Genomic DNA, 16,660 nt, shown 5'->3' with positions numbered 1-16,660 from the left:
TTTCGACTAGTAACTTGCGTCGCGTTGTTCTTTTTTTAGTTTCAGTTGGCGGGTTTGCTCGTGCAGGCTGGCCCGCACAATCAATTCCTGATCCAGCTCGCGAATATGGCGGTACACCACATCCACTTGGTAGTCGCCGCTATCTGTCATTGGCCTGGACTCCAGCACCTGTCCCAAACAAAACACCGCGCCTTCACCGTGCGCCAGGAATATTTTCAGCTGCAGCCATTCACCTTCTGGCAAAGCGTGTTTGCTGCGAAGACAAAGACCGGAGCCACCATAACTGACCGTATGGTAGCGATGTTCGGCTTGATCCTGTTGCTGCAAAATATAATGCATCATCATATCGACTTTTTTCGCCAACTGCTGCAGGTAGCGGCTGAGTTCGTCGGCGGCATCGCCTAAGCGGGATAGATTACGGATCGAACTGCTGTTTAGTTGCACCATTTCACTGGCCAGACGAAAGGGCTCTGGCATCAGAGCCAGATAATCGTCTTCGGTCAGGGCATCGCCATCGCCGCTATAGGGCTGGGCATTGATGGCAATGCTGTGCTCTATCTGAAAATAATCGGCAAAGTCTTCTTTAAGCCTGGCTAATTGTGCTGGTTCCATGCGGTCGCCTGTTTTGCGGATGCTGAACAAGGATTTGTCTGCTACTATGTCGGTCACTTTACCACTTTACGACTAAATTGTCCTGAAGATCCGATACCGTCTATGCAGCTACCAGTCAGCTTGTGGATCGGCCTGCGTTACAGCCAGAGCCGCAAAGGAAATGCGATTATATCGTTCATGACGTTGTTTTCCATCGCCGGGATTTTTCTCGGTGTGATGGCGTTGACGCTTGTCAGCTCGGTAATGAACGGTTTTGAAGCCGAATTAAAAAAACGCATCTTAGGTGTATTACCGCACTTGATTGTGCAGCCGGTGGCGCAGACGCCAGCCAACTGGCAAAGCGAGCTGTCGGAGCGTTACCCCGGTATTGTTCAGATCAGTCCTTTTATACAGGCTGAAGCCCTGGTGCAATCGCCAAGACAATTGATGCCGGTACAGCTGCAGGGGGTGGATACCGAGCAACTGCCTGATTTTATGGCGCAAAGCCTGGTGCGGGGCCAGTGGCAGCAATTGGCGCAGCAGCGTTTTCCGATTGTGCTTGGCCGTGAGTTAGCCGATGAGCTGGAAGTAGGGCTGGGTGACTCGCTGCGATTATCGCTGGCGCAGGGCGGTAGCTACACGCCGCTTGGCTGGATGCCCCGGCAACGCCTGTTCCAGGTAGTGGGTGTGCTGGAAACCGGCTCTGAACTGGATCAGGTGCTGGCGGTGGTGAAACTGGAAGAATTGCAGCGGCTGGTGCAGCAGCCGGGCGCTGGCAGCGCTGAGTCGGTCCAATGGCGTATTCAGTTGCAGGATCCCTTTGTAGCACCAGCGATGGGGAACCGATTGGTCCGCGATGGGTATTTCCCACAGGTTCAGGATTGGCGACAAAGTCATGGCAAGCTGTTTGCTGCGGTGGCGATGGAAAAAGCCATGATGTGGTTACTGCTGCTGCTGATTGTCGCCGTGGCGGCCTTTAACATTGTCTCGGCTTTGGTGATGATGGTGACGGAAAAACAAGCTGAAGTGGCCATTTTAAAAACCCAGGGCATGCAGAATCATCAGCTTTTTACCATCTTTGCCGTGCAAGGCATGAGCAATGGTGTGATTGGTGCTGTACTGGGGGCCATTGCCGGTATTTTGCTCAGTGGCTCGGTCAATACTTTGCTGGCGTTCTTTGGTTTGCACATTGCCGGTGGGGTTGAGTTGCCGGTCGTGATGAAAGGCTCACAAATTCTTATGATTGTCTGCAGTGCCTTGCTGCTGACCTTTCTGGCCGTCCTGTATCCGGCCTGGCGGGCAGTGCAGATCCAACCCGCGGAAGTGTTGCGTGATGAATAAGCTGTTAGAAGGCCAGCAACTGGTCAAAGCATTTCGTGATGGTGCCTATCAAACGCCTGTGCTCAATGGCGTTGATATTGAACTGGAAGCAGGCGCAATGGTTGCCATTGTCGGCAGTTCTGGCTCGGGCAAAAGTACCTTGTTGCATTTGCTGGGGACATTGGAGCAGCCCGATAGTGGCCGTTTGCTGCTACTGGGCCAGGATGTGGCCAAAGCATCCGAGCGGGACAAGGCAAAGTTGCGTAATCAGCACCTGGGTTTTATTTACCAGTTCCACCATTTGCTGATGGATTTCACTGCACTGGAAAATGTGGCCATGCCGCTGCGTATTCGCGGTGAATCGGCAGCGCAGTCTGAGCAGGCTGCGCAAGCCATGTTGGCGCGGGTTGGTTTGGCGCACCGTGTCAGTCACCGGCCGTCTGAGCTTAGTGGCGGCGAGCGGCAGCGGGTGGCTATTGCCAGGGCGCTGGTAGCCAAGCCAGCCTTGGTGCTGGCCGATGAGCCGACCGGCAATCTGGATCACCACACCGCCGAGTCAATTTATGCGTTATTGCGTGAGCTGAATCAGCAACTTGGCACCAGCTTTGTGATCGTGACGCATGATCAGCAATTGGCCGCTAAATGCGATCGTTTTTATCAAATGCAGGATGGGTTGCTGGAGCAGTCCGATGCGCACTAAGCTGTTTCAATCGTTGTCCTGGCAACTGGCGCGCCGCTACCGGCGTACCCGTTCTGGCAATGCTTTTATTCGCTTTATCTCGGCATCTTCGACCCTCGGTATTGGCCTTGGCGTAGCGGTGCTGATTTTGGCGCTGTCAGTGATGAATGGTTTTGAGCAAGCACTGAAAGACCGGCTGTTGGCGGTGATCCCGCACGTTGAGCTGCATGCGATGGAAGGCCAGCTCAGCGACTGGCCTGATACCTTAACAACTTTATCCTGGCACCCGGCAGTGAGCGCAGCGGCACCCTACATCAAAAGCAACGGCATTTTACGTCAGGGCCAGCAGGTCAAAGGCGCGGCGGTACGTGGCATTTTGCTGCCGGATGAGCTTGGTATTACCAATTTTGACCGTTATCTGCTGGCTGGCACCTTGGTTAGTCTGGCGGATGATCAGATTGTGTTGGGGCTTGGTTTAGCCGATGCCATTGGCGTTAAAGTTGGCGATCAGCTGCAGTTGATGCTACCGCAGTTTAATCCCGATGGCCGACTGGCCCGCAGCCAGACGGTGGTGCTGACGGTCTCGGCCATTATTCAGGTGGGTGGTCAGTTGGATTACCAGCAAGCCTGGGTGGCCATGCCTGCCTTGGCGGGCTGGTTGGCGATGCCCGAGGGGACGGTGCATGGTTTTGCTTTTCAGCTCAATGATGTGTTTGCAGCACCGCAAATCGCGCGTGAGCTTGGCATGCTGTCGATGGAGAATGTTTACCTGCAGGACTGGATGCGTACTCAGGGGCATTTGTATCAGGATATTCAAATGGTACGCAGCATCATTTATTTGGTGCTGGCGCTGGTGATCGCGGTGGCTTGCTTTAATATCGTCGCGACCTTGGTGATGGCGGTACGCGAGAAAGAATCGGATATCGCGATTTTACTGACCATGGGGCTGGCGCCAGGCGCGGTGATCCGCACCTTTATGTGGCTGGGTTGGCTCAATGGTGTGGTGGGGACCAGTATCGGCGCCCTGATTGGCTGGTTGCTCAGTCGTTACATTGAGCCGCTGTTTTATCTGCTGTCCAAAGTCAGTGGTAAAAGCTTCCTGGACCCCAGCATTTACTTTATCGATTTTGTGCCATCGCTGTTTTTATGGCGCGACCTGGTCTGGACGGTGTTGATCGCCCTGAGTTTAAGCCTGCTGGCTACCTTGTACCCAGCCTGGCGTGCCAGCCGGGTGCAACCGGCCCGGGTGTTGGGCCAGAAGTAAGTTTTGGTTGGTTTTTGTCCTGAGACAGCATCCGTAGGCTGCGTCGGTGCCTGCCTTTCAGAACGGAGACTACTTCATACCATTGCCATTGCGGCGGTCGCGTTGCGCCCGCCTGATCGACAGTACCCAAAGCCAGTCAATTAAAAAGTAACCGACGATACTGGCGGTCGTGCCCATCAGCAGGCAGCCCAGCAAGAAGGGCTTGCCGATGGTCGCCATACTGCCGACCAACCATTCAATGCTGGCTTCGAACGCAAAGGGCTCCAGCGGTGCCGCCAGCACGGCGCTGCCCACCAGGTAGCAAAGATAAAACATCACCGGCATGGTCAATGGGTTGGACAACCAGACGCAGCCAACGGCCAGTGGTAAATTCACCCGCATGGGTATGGCGACTGCTGCCGAGGCGACCATTTGAAATGGCATCGGCATCCAGGCCCAAAATAAGCCAATAGCAATAGCCCCGCGCGCCGAGCGGCGGTTTAAATGCCACAGATTGGCATCGTGCAGCAGGGTGCCGAAAATTTGCAGCGCCTTACTTTGACGAATTACCTCTGGATTTGGCAGGTATTTTCGAATAGTCTTCTTTGGCATTACAACTCATTTACTCAAAGTAAACATGGTAGCACTTGGGCTGGGAGTACTGTTTGGTTGCATATTGTCGCTATTTTTACCGGCAGTGCCACCTTTTTTTGTGCTTTGGTTGTTGCTAGCCAGTGTAGCATTTTTCAGCTGGCGCCGCTGCTGGTTTTGTGTTGGTTTGGCGCTGTATTTTCTCAGTTGGCATTGGGGACTGATTAGTCATCAACGAGCCGTGACGGCTTTGCTGCAGACGCCAGTGACTTCACTGGAAGGTCGAATTACCTCTATCCCACGACACTACGAACGCTCCAGTCAGTTTGAACTTACCGTATTGCAAGGTCCAGCTACTGGCTACAAAGTTCAGGTGCATTGGTTTCAACCCAAAGAGCCGCTGTACGCCGGTCAGATTTGGCAGCTGCCGGTACAGTTACATGCACTACGGGATCAGGCCAGTCGTGACGGTTTTTCGGCCGAGCGCCAGGCGCTGGTGCAACAACAGTTAGCCAGGGCCAGTGTCCGCAGCGATCAGCCGGCGGTATTGCTTGGCAATCAGCCACTGTTACGCCAACGTGCTTTTACGGCTATGCAACAGGCAACCGATAGCCTGCCCAGTCAATCCCTGTTATTGGCTCTGACTTTGGGGGAGCGGCAATTTTCGATCAGTGAATGGCAGGGGCTGCGCCATGCTGCGCTGGGGCATTTACTGGCGATCTCTGGTTTGCATATTGGTTTAGTATTTGGCTGGTGTTGTTATCTGTTGCTGCCACTACGCTTGCTTGGCTTGCCACCACACTGGCAACACCGGGCAAAGCTAGTATTGGCGCTGGCTGCTGCAACTACTTATGCGTGGCTCGCAGGCTTTGCCATTCCCACCGTGCGGGCACTGCTTGGCTTGTGCTTGCTGGTGCTGTACAGCTGGCACTGGCAGCGCTTAAGTTATCATCGATTTTGGTTGCTGTTGGTTGCACTGTTATTGCTGATTCAACCACTATGGAGCTTAACCCCTGGGTTTTGGTTATCGGTGGGTGCCGTCGGGCTGATTTTTATCTTCTTATGGCGCTTTCCAGCTCAGGGGGCAGGTTGGTTAGCTAAGCTCAAGCGACTGGTTGGTTTTCACTTGTTTCTTACGCTGTGCATGATGCCCTTTACGGTGTTGTTTTTTGGTGGCATCTCTTTGCTGGCACTGTTGTCGAATCTGCTGTTTGTGCCCTGGTGCTCCTTAGCCGCGATTCCGGTATTACTGGCCACCGCCTGTCTGCAGGCAGTGCAGCCAGCATGGGCCGCCTGGCTTTGGCCCTGGGTGGATGCGTTGTTTGCACCGCTGCTTTGGTGGTTGAATGTAGCTGCCTCAAACCACGAATTGTGGTGGCGACTACCAGAGCTGCCTTGGGCCCTGTTGCTGGTGATGTCGGTTAGTTTGCTTTTGCTGGTGTTACTGCGTCAGCGCTTGATGCTGCTATTTGCCACGTTAAGCTGTCTCCCGGCCTGGTACCTGCTCCAGCAACAACCAGACTGGCGTTTGCATTTGCTGGATGTCGGGCAAGGGCAGGCGGTATTGCTGCAGTATCGCCAGCATGGCATCTTGTATGATGCTGGTCCAGCCTGGGGGCATGGCAGTGCCACCGAACAGTTGGTATTGCCTTATTTGCATCAGGTTGGGGTGAGAGCGCTGCATTATTTGGTACTAAGCCATGAACATGCCGAGGTGCTGGGACATTGGCCTGTTCTGCGGCAGTACTATCCAACCGTGCAGGTGGTAACCGATGTACCGACAGCGCATGCGGCGCTGCCTTGCTCAAACATGCCCCAGCAGTTTTTTAATGCCGAGTTGGTGGTGTTGCAGGACTGGAGCTCGGTTGGCAACGAGCAGCAGCCGTCGTGCGCATTGTGGTTGGATGTTGCAGGCTGGCGTATTTTATTGCCAGGGGCCATGCAACCGGCAGATGAAGCGCGCTTGTTGCAGGATTACCCGGGGTTGCAGGCTGATATTGTGCTGTTGGGGCGTTATGGCCGCAATCAGAGCGCCAGCCTGGACTATTTGCAGCAGCTACAACCCAAGCTGGTGTTAAGCAGCCATGCGCACTCGGAGCGGGTGGCCCGGCCTGCCCCCAGAGTAACTGCTCGGTTGGAAGCCCTGCAAATCCCGCTGCTTAGTACCTCCCGCCAGGGCACGATTCAGATAGCCATGGGCCCTGATTCTGTGCAAATATATAGCAAACGCGCCCACCGGGTCCCATTTTGGCTGGATTCTATGCAGTCAGAGGCTGTGCCGGCACCTGTTAGGCGCTAGAATAAGCACAACAATAAGACAGGAACACAAATTTGCATATCAGTGATGTTTCAAACAAAACGTCCAGGCGTCTGCTTGGCTATTTAAAGCCTTATCGTCTTGGCTTTGTGGTCGCTATTTTAAGCATGATTGGGTATGCATCTGTCGATGTGACCTTTATCTCGCAAGTGAAAAACTTTATTGATGAGGGCATCGATAGCAAAAACCCAGATTTTTTAAAATATGCCCCTGTATTTGTCGTCGTGATGTTTATCTTCAGGGGGATTTTCCATTTTCTGGCAAGTTACTGTTTAAGCTGGGTAGGCACACATATTGTTAAAGATATGCGGCAACAACTGTTCGAACATATGATGCGTTTGCCGGTGTCATTCCATGATAAACACTCGACGGGTGACCTGATCTCGAAAATTACTTACGAAACGGAGCAGCTTAAACAAACAACCAATAAAGCCTTGATTGTGTTGATCCGCGATGGAGCAACGGTCGTTGGTCTGATTGCACTCATGTTTTGGAACAGCTGGCAATTGTCACTGATTTTTTTAGTGATTGCACCGGTGATCGCCATCACAGTTAAATCGGTTTCAAAGCGTTTCAGGCAAATAAGCCAAAACATCAATACGGCTATGGGGCAGGTGACAACGTGTTCTGAACAAATGCTCAATGGCCACAAAGTGATTTTGTCTTTTGGCGGGCAGGCGATTGAGCAAAAACGATTCGACAAGGTCAACAATACAACCCGGCAGCAAGATGTCAAAATGGAGGCCGCCAGAGCGATCAGTACCGGGGTTGTGCAGTTAATCGCTTCGTTTGCGCTGGCATTTGTTATCTTCCTGGCCAGTCAGCCTGCTATGCTGGAGAGTCTGACCGCGGGTAAGTTTGCCACGATCATTACGTCGATGGCCCTGTTATTGCGCCCATTAAAACAACTGACTACTGTGAACGGTGATTTTCAGCGCGGCCTTACAGCGGCTGCCAGCATCTTTAGAATATTGGACCAGCTGCCAGAGCAAGATACCGGTAACAAAGAGCTGGGGCGGATCTCCGGCCATATTCGTTTTGATCATGTCGATTTCAGCTACCCTGGGCATGAAGAAAAGCAGGTACTCAAAGACATCAGTTTTGAAGTGCAACCCGGTGAAACCCTGGCGCTGGTAGGGCGCTCCGGCAGCGGTAAAACCACCATATCCAGTTTGTTGCCGCGCTTTTATGAAATTGAAAAGGGCCGCATCCTGCTGGATGATATTTCAATAAAAAGTTGCACTTTAAGCTCGTTACGAGCCCAGATGGCCATTGTATCGCAACACGTCACCCTGTTTAACGACAGCATCGCCAACAATATTATGTATGGCCTGGCTGAGCCGGTTCCTGAGGAGCGGTTGCTGGAGGTTGCTGAGAAAGCCCATGTGCTGGAGTTTGCCAGTCAGATGAAAGAGGGTCTCAATACGCTGATCGGGGAGAATGGCGTATCACTGAGTGGTGGTCAGCGTCAGCGCATTGCCATAGCCCGGGCCTTGCTGCGCCAGGCGCCGATGTTGATCCTGGATGAAGCTACCTCGGCGCTGGATACCGAGTCGGAACGTAAAATTCAGGCGGCATTGGATGAACTGCTTAAAGGCCGAACCAATATCGTTATAGCGCACCGTCTGTCTACCATCGAAAATGCCGATCAGATCCTGGTGATGGAGCAAGGGCAAATCATCGAGCGAGGCAACCATCAGAGCTTGCTGGCGAAAGATGGTGCCTATGCCCAGTTGTACAAGTTGCAGTTTGGCTCCAAACCGGCATGAATGCACTGGAGCGCGGCTGGTACCAAAAAGCCTGGTGGTGTTGGCTGCTTTGGCCGCTTAGCTGGCTGTTTGCAGGCATTACAGCCATGCGCCGTTTGGCATACAAGCGGGGTTGGCTCGCAAGTGAGCGGCTGCCGGTCCCGGTGATTGTGGTCGGCAATATCAGTGTGGGGGGAACCGGTAAAACCCCTTTTACGCTTTGGCTTTGCCATTGGTTGCAACAGCAAGGCTATAAGCCCGGTATTATCAGCCGTGGCTATGGTGCTGATATTCGCCAACCTACCCTGGTGCAGCCTGCAGCTGATGCCAAAGACGTGGGCGATGAGCCTTTACTGTTGGCCCTGCGCTCAGGTTGCCCGGTGGTGGTGTGTCCGGATCGGGTGGCTGCTGGCCGTTATTTATTAGCACATCATGACTGCGATTTGATCATCAGCGATGATGGCTTGCAGCATTACACGTTGCAGCGCACTCTGGAAATTGTGCTGATTGATGGTCAGCGTGGTCTTGGAAATGCTTTATTGCTGCCGGCCGGACCTTTGCGCGAGCCAGTCAGTCGCTTGCAGCAGGTTGATCTGGTGATTGCCAACAGCGGGCCGCATGCGCTGGCTTCAGGCCAAATGCACTTGCAGGTGACCGCCGCCACTGCTTTGCTGGATCAGCAGCCACTTCCAGCCAGCCCGGTGCATTTATTGGCGGCTATTGGCAATCCGGCCCGCTTTGAGTTGACAGCTCAGGCAGCCGGCTATCAAGTGATGGAGCGTTTTTTTTACCCCGACCACCACGCATTTACCGAGCAGGAGCTGGCTGGCTTACCATTGCCACTTCTCATGACGGAAAAAGATGCGGTAAAATGCCGTTCCTTTGCCAGAGCTGGCTGGTATCAGTTGCAGGTAGAAGCGTTACCCGATCCTGACATTGAACGACAATTAACCGCCTTGCTGGCGGCCATCCGGAGCTAACATGAGCTTACCCGTTGCATTAACCGAAATTCTGGCTTGCCCGTTGTGCAAGGGCAAACTGAAGTACTCTGCTAAACAGAGTGAATTGATTTGCACCTTCGATAAGCTGGCATTTAAGGTGCACGATGGTGTCCCGGTCATGCTGGAATCGGAAGCCCGCTCTTTGACCGCGGAGGAAACACAGTCATGGACTTCATCGTAGTTATTCCTGCCCGCTATGCCAGCAGTCGTTTGCCGGGAAAACCTTTAGCAGACATTGGCGGTATGCCGATGGTGGAACGGGTCTATCGCCAGGCTTTAGCCAGTGGAGCAAGCCGGGTGGTGGTCGCGACTGATGATCAGCGTGTGGCTGATGCAGTAAGCGCCTTTGCCGGGGAAGTCTGTTTAACACGAGCCGAGCACAACTCCGGCACAGAGCGTCTGGCCGAGGTGGTGGAGCTGCTTGGCCTGACGGATGAAGCCGTGGTGGTGAATGTACAGGGTGATGAACCCTTTATTCCGCCTGCCATTATTAATCAGGTTGCAACCAACCTGGCCAATCAACAGTTGGCTGAGATGGCAACATTGGCTGTGCCTCTTGATGATGCAGCGGACATCAGCAATCCGAATACGGTGAAGGTGGTCAGCGATCAGCAAGGATATGCCTTGTATTTTAGCCGCTCCGCGATCCCTTATGATCGGGATGGTCAGTTCAGCAGCCAGCTGGCACTGCATTATCGCCGCCATATTGGTATCTATGCCTATCGGGCTGGTTTTATCCGGCGCTACGTTGCCTGGCCTATGTCGGTGCTGGAGCAAATCGAGTCGCTGGAGCAGTTGCGGGTGCTGTGGCAAGGCGAAAAGATCCATGTGGCCACTGCACTGCAAAAACCACCGCATGGGGTAGATACCGAGGCAGATCTGGCGGCAGCCAGAGCCTATTGCAAGCAACTCGATGACTGAACATTTTCAGATCATTGCCAATCATGTCGATTGGTTGGCTCTGCATAAACCTGCGGGCGTTAGTTTTCACTCGGAATCTGAGGCGGGGTTTGTGGTTCAGGCTGAACAGCAACTTGGCCTGAAACTCTACCCGGTCCACCGACTGGATAAACTTACCTCGGGTGTATTGTTACTGGCTAAATCCTCGCAGGCAGCCGCTTTGTTTGCAGAAAAATTCCGCCAGCAGCAGATGGAAAAATATTACCTGGCACTAAGCGATCGCAAGCCTAAACGAAAACAGGGTTGGGTGAAAGGCGATATGACCAAAGCCCGGCGCGGCGCCTGGAAATTGCTGGCCAGTCAGCAGCAGCCTGCGGTGACATACTTTATCAGTCAAGGTTTGGCCGCACAGCAAGCGGACGTGCCTGTGGTACGGGCTTATTTACTGAAACCCTGGACGGGGAAAACCCATCAAATCCGGGTGGCGTTGAAAAGCCTTGGCAGCCCCATCCTTGGCGATACCCTCTATGGTGGCAGCCAGGCAGAGCGAGGTTATCTGCATGCTTATGCCCTTTGTTTTGACTGGCATGGTCAGCGCATTGAGTTACACTGTGCCCCACAGGATGGGCCAGAATTTTTGCGTTTAGAGGACGAATTGGCGGCACTTTGGCCCAGACCCTGGCAACTGAATTGGCCATCCTGGCTGCAACCAAAAGAGAATAACCATCGTGGTGCCTAAAGACGTGATGCATAGTGAACAGCCGGCAGGCAATACTTTATCTGAAATCCGGGATGAGCAACGTTTTGCTGGCATTGCCCGATTGTACGGCAGGCAAGCACTTGCCTACTTTCAGCAAGCTCATGTTGCTGTGGTTGGCGTAGGTGGGGTGGGTAGCTGGGCGGCAGAAGCGCTGGTGCGCTCCGGTATTGGTCGAATTACGCTGATTGATTTGGACGATATCTGTGTCAGCAACACCAACCGTCAGCTTCACACCAGCAGCGAGACTATAGGCCGCGATAAAGTCGAGGTGATGGCGGAGCGTCTGCGGGCTATCTGGCCGGGTTGTCAGGTGCATGAGGTTTCGGACTTTGTCAGTAAGGACAACCTGTCTGAGTTGATTACAGCCAATCTGGATTATGTGGTCGATGCCATCGACTCGGTCGCTGCGAAAGTCGCTTTAGTGGCGTATTGCAAGCGACAGAAAATCCCTGTGATTTGTACCGGCGGTGCGGGTGGCCAGATGGATCCGACTCAGATCGCGATTGCCGATTTAACCCAGACTACTAACGATCCTTTATTGGCCAAGGTGCGCAATACCCTGCGTCGGGATTACCATTACAGCCGCAATCCGAAACGGCGGTTTGGTATTGATTGTGTGTTTTCGACCGAGCAACTGAAATACCCCCAGCCGGATGGCTCGGTTTGTCAGCAAAAACAAACGTCGGACGGACCGATGCGGCTTGATTGCAGTGGTGGTTTTGGTGCAGTCACTGTGGTGACGGCCAGTTTTGGCATGGCAGCTGTGGCGCGGCTGTTGCAAAAGCTAGCTCAAAAAGCGCTGGTCAAGCCTTAACTGGACTGTATTTTCTTTAACCTTTGAATGACGGCTGTCAAACCGCGGGCCCGTGATTGGCTTAGATGTTGTGTCAAATGCAAGCGCTGCAGACATTGCTCCAGCTTGGTGCTCTTAAGTTCCTCCGTTGACATGCCATTGATTTGACATAATAAAACAGCGAGCAAAGCTTTCACAATGCGAGCATCGGATTCAAATAAAAAGTAGTGTTTATCGGTGGCACCATCGTGGTAATGCATCAGCCAGGCCCGGCTCTCACAGCCATCAATCAACGCACTGGTTGGCCGGTGCTCTTCCGGAATGACAGGTAATTGTTTAGCCAGTTGCATCAGACGACGATAACGTTCCTGCCAATGCCCTTGTTGTGCCAGTTCGGGCAGTGATTGCTCCACCTGCCGAAGGGCTTCAGCGGTGAGGTCAATAGTACTGGCAAGACGGAAAAGCATGACAACTCCGAGTAATTCACTGTGCAGTGCGATAGTCTATGCTAATACGTACTAAAAGTAAAAAAGCGACCCGGAGGTCGCTTAATTTTTTTGCTAAACAGAATGTTAGCGTTCGTTAATGACTTTCAGCTCGCGAGTTGTATGGCCAGTATAAAGCTGGCGCGGGCGGCCAATCTTGTGACCTTTTTCGCTCAGCATTTCATCCCAGTGAGAGATCCAGCCAACCGTGCGTGACATAGCGAAGATCACCGTGAACATGCTGGTTGGAATGCCAATGGCTTTTAAGATAATGCCGCTGTAGAAATCGACATTCGGATACAACTTTTTCTCGATGAAGTAGGGATCTTCCAGCGCAATGCGCTCCAGCTCCATGGCCACATCCAGCAAAGGATCTTTGATATTCAGCTCTTTTAGCACTTCGTGGCAGGTTTCCCGCATCACTTTGGCGCGTGGGTCAAAGTTTTTGTATACGCGGTGACCAAAACCCATCAAACGGAAAGCGTCGTTTTTGTCTTTGGCGCGGGCCACGAACTCAGGAATACGTTCTACTGAGCCAATCTCCTGCAGCATCTTCAGGCAGGCTTCGTTAGCACCACCATGCGCTGGGCCCCACAACGAGGCGACACCGGCAGCGATACAAGCGTACGGGTTAGCACCTGATGAGCCGGCCAGACGCACCGTGGAGGTCGATGCATTTTGCTCATGGTCGGCATGCAGCATAAAGATGCGATCCATAGCCTGAGCCAGCACTGGGCTTACTTTGTAATCTTCGGCTGGTACCGAGAACATCATGTGCAGGAAGTTTTCGGCGTAGCTTAGCTCGTTGCGTGGATAAACGAATGGCTGTCCTACCGTGTATTTGTAAGCCATCGCGGAGATGGTTGGTAACTTGGCAATCAGGCGATGGGCACTGCGTTTACGCTGCTCTGGATCATTGATATCCAGATCCGAGTGATAGAATGATGACAAAGCACCGACTACACCACAAAGCATGGCCATAGGGTGGGCATCAACCCGGAAGCCCTGAAAGAAAGAGGCAATTTTTTCGTGCACCATGGTATGGCGGGTGATGGTATTTTCAAATTGGTCAAACTGCTGTTGATTCGGGAGCTCACCTTCCAGCAGCAAGTAACACAGTTCCAGATAGTTGGATTTTTCCGCCAGTTGCTCAATAGGGTAACCCCGGTGCAGAAGCACGCCTTTGTCACCGTCAATATAGGTAATTTTTGACTCACATGAACCGGTCGACATAAAACCGGGATCAAAGGTGAAATACCCATGCTGACCCAAGGCGCGAACGTCAATTACGTCGGTGCCGGCCGTACCTGAATAGATAGGCAACTCGAACGATTTCTCATCGATCTGCACGACGGCTTTTTTATCTGCCATTGGATTTCTCCTATTAATAGATTAAGTATCAGAAGAGGGATGCTGCGGCTATTCTAACTGCAAATCCACCCCAAAAGTCAATTTTAATGCGTTTTTGCGCAATAAGTATACGACTCTGGTCGTATTGCAGCGCAAGCTTGTTTATGGCAACGTGCCGGCACAGGATTTTTTCCTGTAAAACCAAACAAAAATTGTAATAACAAGGCATGAAATATATACTATTGCCGGTGCTGAAACAGTTCACCTTCCTCAGTAATTTCAGTTGAACCAGCTTGGGTTCCCTGCAGTATATGCTGAGGGTGATGACTGATTATTCAGTTCTTCAATAATCACAACTAAAGCTCGTGTACGGGCGTCGATGGACAAGAAACTGTGAAAAAGCAAAGACCTGTAAATCTCGACCTGACCACAATTTCACTTCCGGCATCTGCGAAAGCCTCTATCCTGCACCGTGTCACCGGCGTGGCAATGTTCATTGCCCTGATTCTGGTTGTATGGGCTTGGGCCGTCTCGCTGTCTTCTGCTGAAGGCTTTGAGCTGGTGAAATCTGTGTTGACCTCTCATTTCGCTAAATTCCTGGCGTGGGGCACTATTACGGTGCTGCTGTATCACCTGATTGGTGGTATTCGTCATATGGTGATGGATCTCGGCTACTGGGAAGAGTTGTCTTCCGGCAACACCAGTGCGCGCGTGGCCATTGGCCTGTGGATTGTATTAGCTGTTCTGGCCGGAGGTTGGTTATGGTTCTGAATCAAGCATCCCTGAAACGCGATGGCGTGCAGGATTATGTGTCTATTCGTGCGACCGCGACAGTGCTCGGTTTGTACGTTCTGTTTATTCTGGGTTTCTTTTTGGTCACGCCGGAAGTGACTTATGAAATCTGGCAAGGTCTATTTGCTCAATTGTGGATGAAAATCTTTACCTTACTTGCGCTTATCTCTGTTGCCATTCACGCTCGTATTGGCCTGTGGCAGGTAGTAACCGATTACATCAAGTGCTCACGCATTCGTGCCGTGGTGCAGTTTCTGGTCAGTGTAGTGGCTTTCGGTTACGTAGCTGCTGGCCTCTTTGTGTTGTGGGGTGTGTAAATGAGTATTCCAGTTCGTGAGTTTGATGCCATTGTGATTGGCGCTGGCGGCGCCGGCATGCGCGCTGCCTTACAGATTACCCAGTCCGGTTTGACCTGTGCCTTGTTATCGAAAGTTTTCCCTACCCGCTCGCACACCGTGTCTGCCCAGGGGGGCATTACCGTTGCGTTAGGCAACTCTCACCCGGATAACTGGGAATGGCATATGTTCGATACGGTCAAAGGCTCCGACTACATCGGTGACCAGGACGCCATCGAATACATGTGTAAAACCGGCCCTGAAGCTATTACCGAATTGGAGAACATGGGCCTGCCATTTTCCCGTTTTGAAAACGGCCGCGTTTATCAGCGCCCGTTCGGTGGTCAGTCGAAGAACTTCGGTGGCGAGCAAGCCGCCCGTACCGCGGCCGCCGCCGACCGTACCGGCCATGCCTTATTGCACCTGCTGTACCAGCAAAACGTCAAAAACCGCACTCAGGTGTTCAGCGAATGGTATGCGCTGGATTTGGTGAAAAACCAGGATGGTGCTGTGGTCGGTTGTACTGCCATCGATATTGAAACTGGTGAAATCGTTTACTTTAAAGCCCGTGCCACTGTGCTGGCTACCGGTGGTGCTGGCCGTATTTATGCATCGACCACCAATGCCCACATCAATACCGGTGATGGTGTTGGTATGGCACTGCGTGCTGGTGTGCCACTGCAGGATATGGAAATGTGGCAATTTCACCCAACCGGTATCGCCGGTGCCGGTACGCTGGTGACGGAAGGCTGCCGTGGTGAAGGTGGTTACCTGCTGAATAAAGATGGTGAGCGCTTTATGGAGCGTTATGCGCCAAATGCCAAAGACTTGGCAGGTCGTGACGTGGTTGCTCGTTCCATGATGACCGAAATACGTGAAGGTCGGGGTTGCGATGGCCCTTGGGGCGTGCACATTAAACTGAAACTGGATCACTTAGGTGAAGACGTGCTGGAAAGCCGTTTGCCAGGTATTTGTGAGCTGTCACGTACTTTTGCGCACGTTGATCCGGTGAAAGAGCCTATTCCGGTGATCCCAACCTGCCACTATATGATGGGTGGTATTCCAACCAACGTGAATGGCCAGGTCATTAAGCCAACTGCCGATGGTAACGATGCCATTGTGCCAGGCTTGTTTGCCTGTGGCGAAATCGCTTGTGTATCGGTGCATGGTGCCAACCGTCTGGGTGGTAACTCGCTGTTGGATCTGGTGGTGTTTGGTCGTGCTACTGGCCTGCATCTGGGTGAAGCACTGGCTGCTACTTCAGAAGGCCGTGCTGCCTCTGATTCGGATCTGGATGCTGCGTTGGCGCGCACACGTCGCTGGGAAGACAGCAAGCCAGGCCAGGGCGAAGATCCGGTCCAGATTAAAAAAGACCTGCAGAACTGCATGCAATTGAACTTCTCGGTATTCCGTGAAGGCGAAGCCATGGCTGAAGGCTTGCAAGAACTGAAAACCATCCGTGAGCGGCTGAAGTTTGCCCGTTTGGACGACAAGAGCTCGGATTTTAATACTCAGCGTATTGAATGTCTGGAACTGGATAATCTGATGGAAACGGCGTACTCCACGGCTGTGGCGGCAAATTACCGCACCGAAAGCCGTGGTGCGCATGCGCGCTTTGACTTCCCAGACCGTGATGATGAGAACTGGTTGTGTCACAGTGTCTACAGTCCGGAGACCGAGTCCATGTTTAAGCGGAAAGTGAACCTGGAGCCTAAGTTCCGTGAAGCTTTCCCACCGAAAGCGCGTACTTACTAA

At 52.7% G+C, this 16,660-nt stretch carries 17 protein-coding genes; 13 read left to right on the top strand and 4 right to left on the bottom strand.

From position 1 onward, the window contains the following. Positions 1 to 6 precede the first annotated feature (6 nt). Complete coding sequence (locus BLW37_RS05530; RefSeq protein ID WP_091340788.1) at positions 7 to 612, bottom strand: PilZ domain-containing protein; 606 nt, start codon at positions 610 to 612, stop codon at positions 7 to 9. A gap of 102 nt (positions 613 to 714) precedes the next feature. On the opposite strand from BLW37_RS05530, the gene BLW37_RS05525 reads away from it, so the two are divergent. The 3 genes from BLW37_RS05525 to BLW37_RS05515 are packed head-to-tail and all read left to right on the top strand — an operon-like array spanning position 715 to position 3,854. Further along, entirely contained in the window at positions 715 to 1,932 is a 1,218-nt protein-coding gene (locus tag BLW37_RS05525) for a lipoprotein-releasing ABC transporter permease subunit (protein ID WP_091340786.1), read from the top strand. Next, positions 1,925 to 2,611: a lipoprotein-releasing ABC transporter ATP-binding protein LolD gene (lolD, locus tag BLW37_RS05520; protein ID WP_091340785.1), complete on the top strand. Its 687-nt coding sequence runs from the start codon at positions 1,925 to 1,927 to the stop codon at positions 2,609 to 2,611. The genes BLW37_RS05525 and lolD overlap by 8 nt, the downstream gene beginning before the upstream one ends. After that, positions 2,601 to 3,854 (top strand): lipoprotein-releasing ABC transporter permease subunit, encoded by a 1,254-nt coding sequence (locus BLW37_RS05515; RefSeq protein WP_091340783.1) that lies wholly within the window; start codon positions 2,601 to 2,603, stop codon positions 3,852 to 3,854. Before lolD ends, BLW37_RS05515 begins: the two co-directional genes overlap by 11 nt. A 69-nt stretch (positions 3,855 to 3,923) precedes the next feature. Here BLW37_RS05515 and BLW37_RS05510 read toward each other — a convergent pair whose 3' ends face one another. Continuing rightward, complete coding sequence (locus BLW37_RS05510; RefSeq protein WP_091340781.1) at positions 3,924 to 4,445, bottom strand: DUF2062 domain-containing protein; 522 nt, start codon at positions 4,443 to 4,445, stop codon at positions 3,924 to 3,926. 64 nt (positions 4,446 to 4,509) lie between these two features. Between BLW37_RS05510 and BLW37_RS05505 the strand changes: the two genes are divergently transcribed. From BLW37_RS05505 to tcdA, 7 genes are read left to right on the top strand one after another with little or no spacing between them, the layout of a single operon-like run. After that, on the top strand, positions 4,510 to 6,723 hold the full coding sequence (locus BLW37_RS05505; RefSeq protein ID WP_171907554.1) for a DNA internalization-related competence protein ComEC/Rec2: 2,214 nt from the start codon (positions 4,510 to 4,512) through the stop codon (positions 6,721 to 6,723). 32 nt (positions 6,724 to 6,755) lie between these two features. Continuing rightward, entirely contained in the window at positions 6,756 to 8,510 is a 1,755-nt protein-coding gene (gene msbA / locus BLW37_RS05500) for a lipid A export permease/ATP-binding protein MsbA (RefSeq protein WP_091340777.1), read from the top strand. After that, positions 8,507 to 9,469 carry a tetraacyldisaccharide 4'-kinase gene (lpxK, locus tag BLW37_RS05495; protein WP_091340776.1) on the top strand — a complete coding sequence of 321 codons (963 nt, stop codon included), beginning with the start codon at positions 8,507 to 8,509 and terminating at the stop codon, positions 9,467 to 9,469. Before msbA ends, lpxK begins: the two co-directional genes overlap by 4 nt. A gap of 1 nt (position 9,470) precedes the next feature. Continuing rightward, positions 9,471 to 9,671: a Trm112 family protein gene (locus tag BLW37_RS05490; RefSeq protein ID WP_091340774.1), complete on the top strand. Its 201-nt coding sequence runs from the start codon at positions 9,471 to 9,473 to the stop codon at positions 9,669 to 9,671. Continuing rightward, positions 9,656 to 10,411, top strand: coding sequence for a 3-deoxy-manno-octulosonate cytidylyltransferase (kdsB, locus tag BLW37_RS05485; RefSeq protein WP_091340772.1), 756 nt, complete (start codon positions 9,656 to 9,658; stop codon positions 10,409 to 10,411). Before BLW37_RS05490 ends, kdsB begins: the two co-directional genes overlap by 16 nt. Then, the gene (locus BLW37_RS05480) at positions 10,404 to 11,129 is read left to right on the top strand and encodes a TIGR01621 family pseudouridine synthase (protein ID WP_091340770.1); all 726 of its coding nucleotides are present in this window, start codon (positions 10,404 to 10,406) and stop codon (positions 11,127 to 11,129) included. The genes kdsB and BLW37_RS05480 overlap by 8 nt, the downstream gene beginning before the upstream one ends. Before the next feature lie 7 nt (positions 11,130 to 11,136). After that, positions 11,137 to 11,964, top strand: coding sequence for a tRNA cyclic N6-threonylcarbamoyladenosine(37) synthase TcdA (tcdA, locus tag BLW37_RS05475; protein ID WP_091340768.1), 828 nt, complete (start codon positions 11,137 to 11,139; stop codon positions 11,962 to 11,964). Here tcdA and BLW37_RS05470 read toward each other — a convergent pair. Both BLW37_RS05470 and gltA read right to left on the bottom strand, forming a co-directional pair. Continuing rightward, on the bottom strand, positions 11,961 to 12,410 hold the full coding sequence (locus BLW37_RS05470) for a SufE family protein (RefSeq protein ID WP_091340765.1): 450 nt from the start codon (positions 12,408 to 12,410) through the stop codon (positions 11,961 to 11,963). The genes tcdA and BLW37_RS05470 overlap by 4 nt on opposite strands. A 105-nt stretch (positions 12,411 to 12,515) precedes the next feature. Then, complete coding sequence (gltA, locus tag BLW37_RS05465; protein WP_091340763.1) at positions 12,516 to 13,799, bottom strand: citrate synthase; 1,284 nt, start codon at positions 13,797 to 13,799, stop codon at positions 12,516 to 12,518. Between the two features lie 372 nt (positions 13,800 to 14,171). Here gltA and sdhC point away from each other — a divergent pair, with 372 nt between their 5' ends. The 3 genes from sdhC to sdhA are packed head-to-tail and all read left to right on the top strand — an operon-like array spanning position 14,172 to position 16,660. Continuing rightward, on the top strand, positions 14,172 to 14,549 hold the full coding sequence (sdhC, locus tag BLW37_RS05455; protein ID WP_091340758.1) for a succinate dehydrogenase, cytochrome b556 subunit: 378 nt from the start codon (positions 14,172 to 14,174) through the stop codon (positions 14,547 to 14,549). Then, positions 14,540 to 14,887 (top strand): succinate dehydrogenase, hydrophobic membrane anchor protein, encoded by a 348-nt coding sequence (gene sdhD, locus BLW37_RS05450; protein ID WP_091340755.1) that lies wholly within the window; start codon positions 14,540 to 14,542, stop codon positions 14,885 to 14,887. The genes sdhC and sdhD overlap by 10 nt, the downstream gene beginning before the upstream one ends. Beyond that, entirely contained in the window at positions 14,888 to 16,660 is a 1,773-nt protein-coding gene (gene sdhA / locus BLW37_RS05445; protein WP_091340752.1) for a succinate dehydrogenase flavoprotein subunit, read from the top strand.

Origin of the sequence: Alkalimonas amylolytica (assembly GCF_900107845.1) — a bacterium.
GTDB lineage: Bacteria > Pseudomonadota > Gammaproteobacteria > Enterobacterales > Alteromonadaceae > Alkalimonas > Alkalimonas amylolytica.
This window is presented reverse-complemented; position numbering and strand designations above follow the sequence as displayed.

Bases quoted from the DNA above. Each gene is read 5' to 3' on its own strand.
- BLW37_RS05530 (WP_091340788.1), bottom strand. From the start codon at position 612: ATGGAACCAGCACAATTAGCCAGGCTTAAAGAAGACTTTGCCGATTAT.
- BLW37_RS05525 (WP_091340786.1), top strand. From the start codon at position 715: ATGCAGCTACCAGTCAGCTTGTGGATCGGCCTGCGTTACAGCCAGAGC.
- lolD (WP_091340785.1), top strand. From the start codon at position 1,925: ATGAATAAGCTGTTAGAAGGCCAGCAACTGGTCAAAGCATTTCGTGAT.
- BLW37_RS05515 (WP_091340783.1), top strand. From the start codon at position 2,601: ATGCGCACTAAGCTGTTTCAATCGTTGTCCTGGCAACTGGCGCGCCGC.
- BLW37_RS05510 (WP_091340781.1), bottom strand. From the start codon at position 4,445: ATGCCAAAGAAGACTATTCGAAAATACCTGCCAAATCCAGAGGTAATT.
- lpxK (WP_091340776.1), top strand. From the start codon at position 8,507: ATGAATGCACTGGAGCGCGGCTGGTACCAAAAAGCCTGGTGGTGTTGG.
- BLW37_RS05490 (WP_091340774.1), top strand. From the start codon at position 9,471: ATGAGCTTACCCGTTGCATTAACCGAAATTCTGGCTTGCCCGTTGTGC.
- kdsB (WP_091340772.1), top strand. From the start codon at position 9,656: ATGGACTTCATCGTAGTTATTCCTGCCCGCTATGCCAGCAGTCGTTTG.
- BLW37_RS05480 (WP_091340770.1), top strand. From the start codon at position 10,404: ATGACTGAACATTTTCAGATCATTGCCAATCATGTCGATTGGTTGGCT.
- tcdA (WP_091340768.1), top strand. From the start codon at position 11,137: ATGCATAGTGAACAGCCGGCAGGCAATACTTTATCTGAAATCCGGGAT.
- BLW37_RS05470 (WP_091340765.1), bottom strand. From the start codon at position 12,410: ATGCTTTTCCGTCTTGCCAGTACTATTGACCTCACCGCTGAAGCCCTT.
- gltA (WP_091340763.1), bottom strand. From the start codon at position 13,799: ATGGCAGATAAAAAAGCCGTCGTGCAGATCGATGAGAAATCGTTCGAG.
- sdhD (WP_091340755.1), top strand. From the start codon at position 14,540: ATGGTTCTGAATCAAGCATCCCTGAAACGCGATGGCGTGCAGGATTAT.
- sdhA (WP_091340752.1), top strand. From the start codon at position 14,888: ATGAGTATTCCAGTTCGTGAGTTTGATGCCATTGTGATTGGCGCTGGC.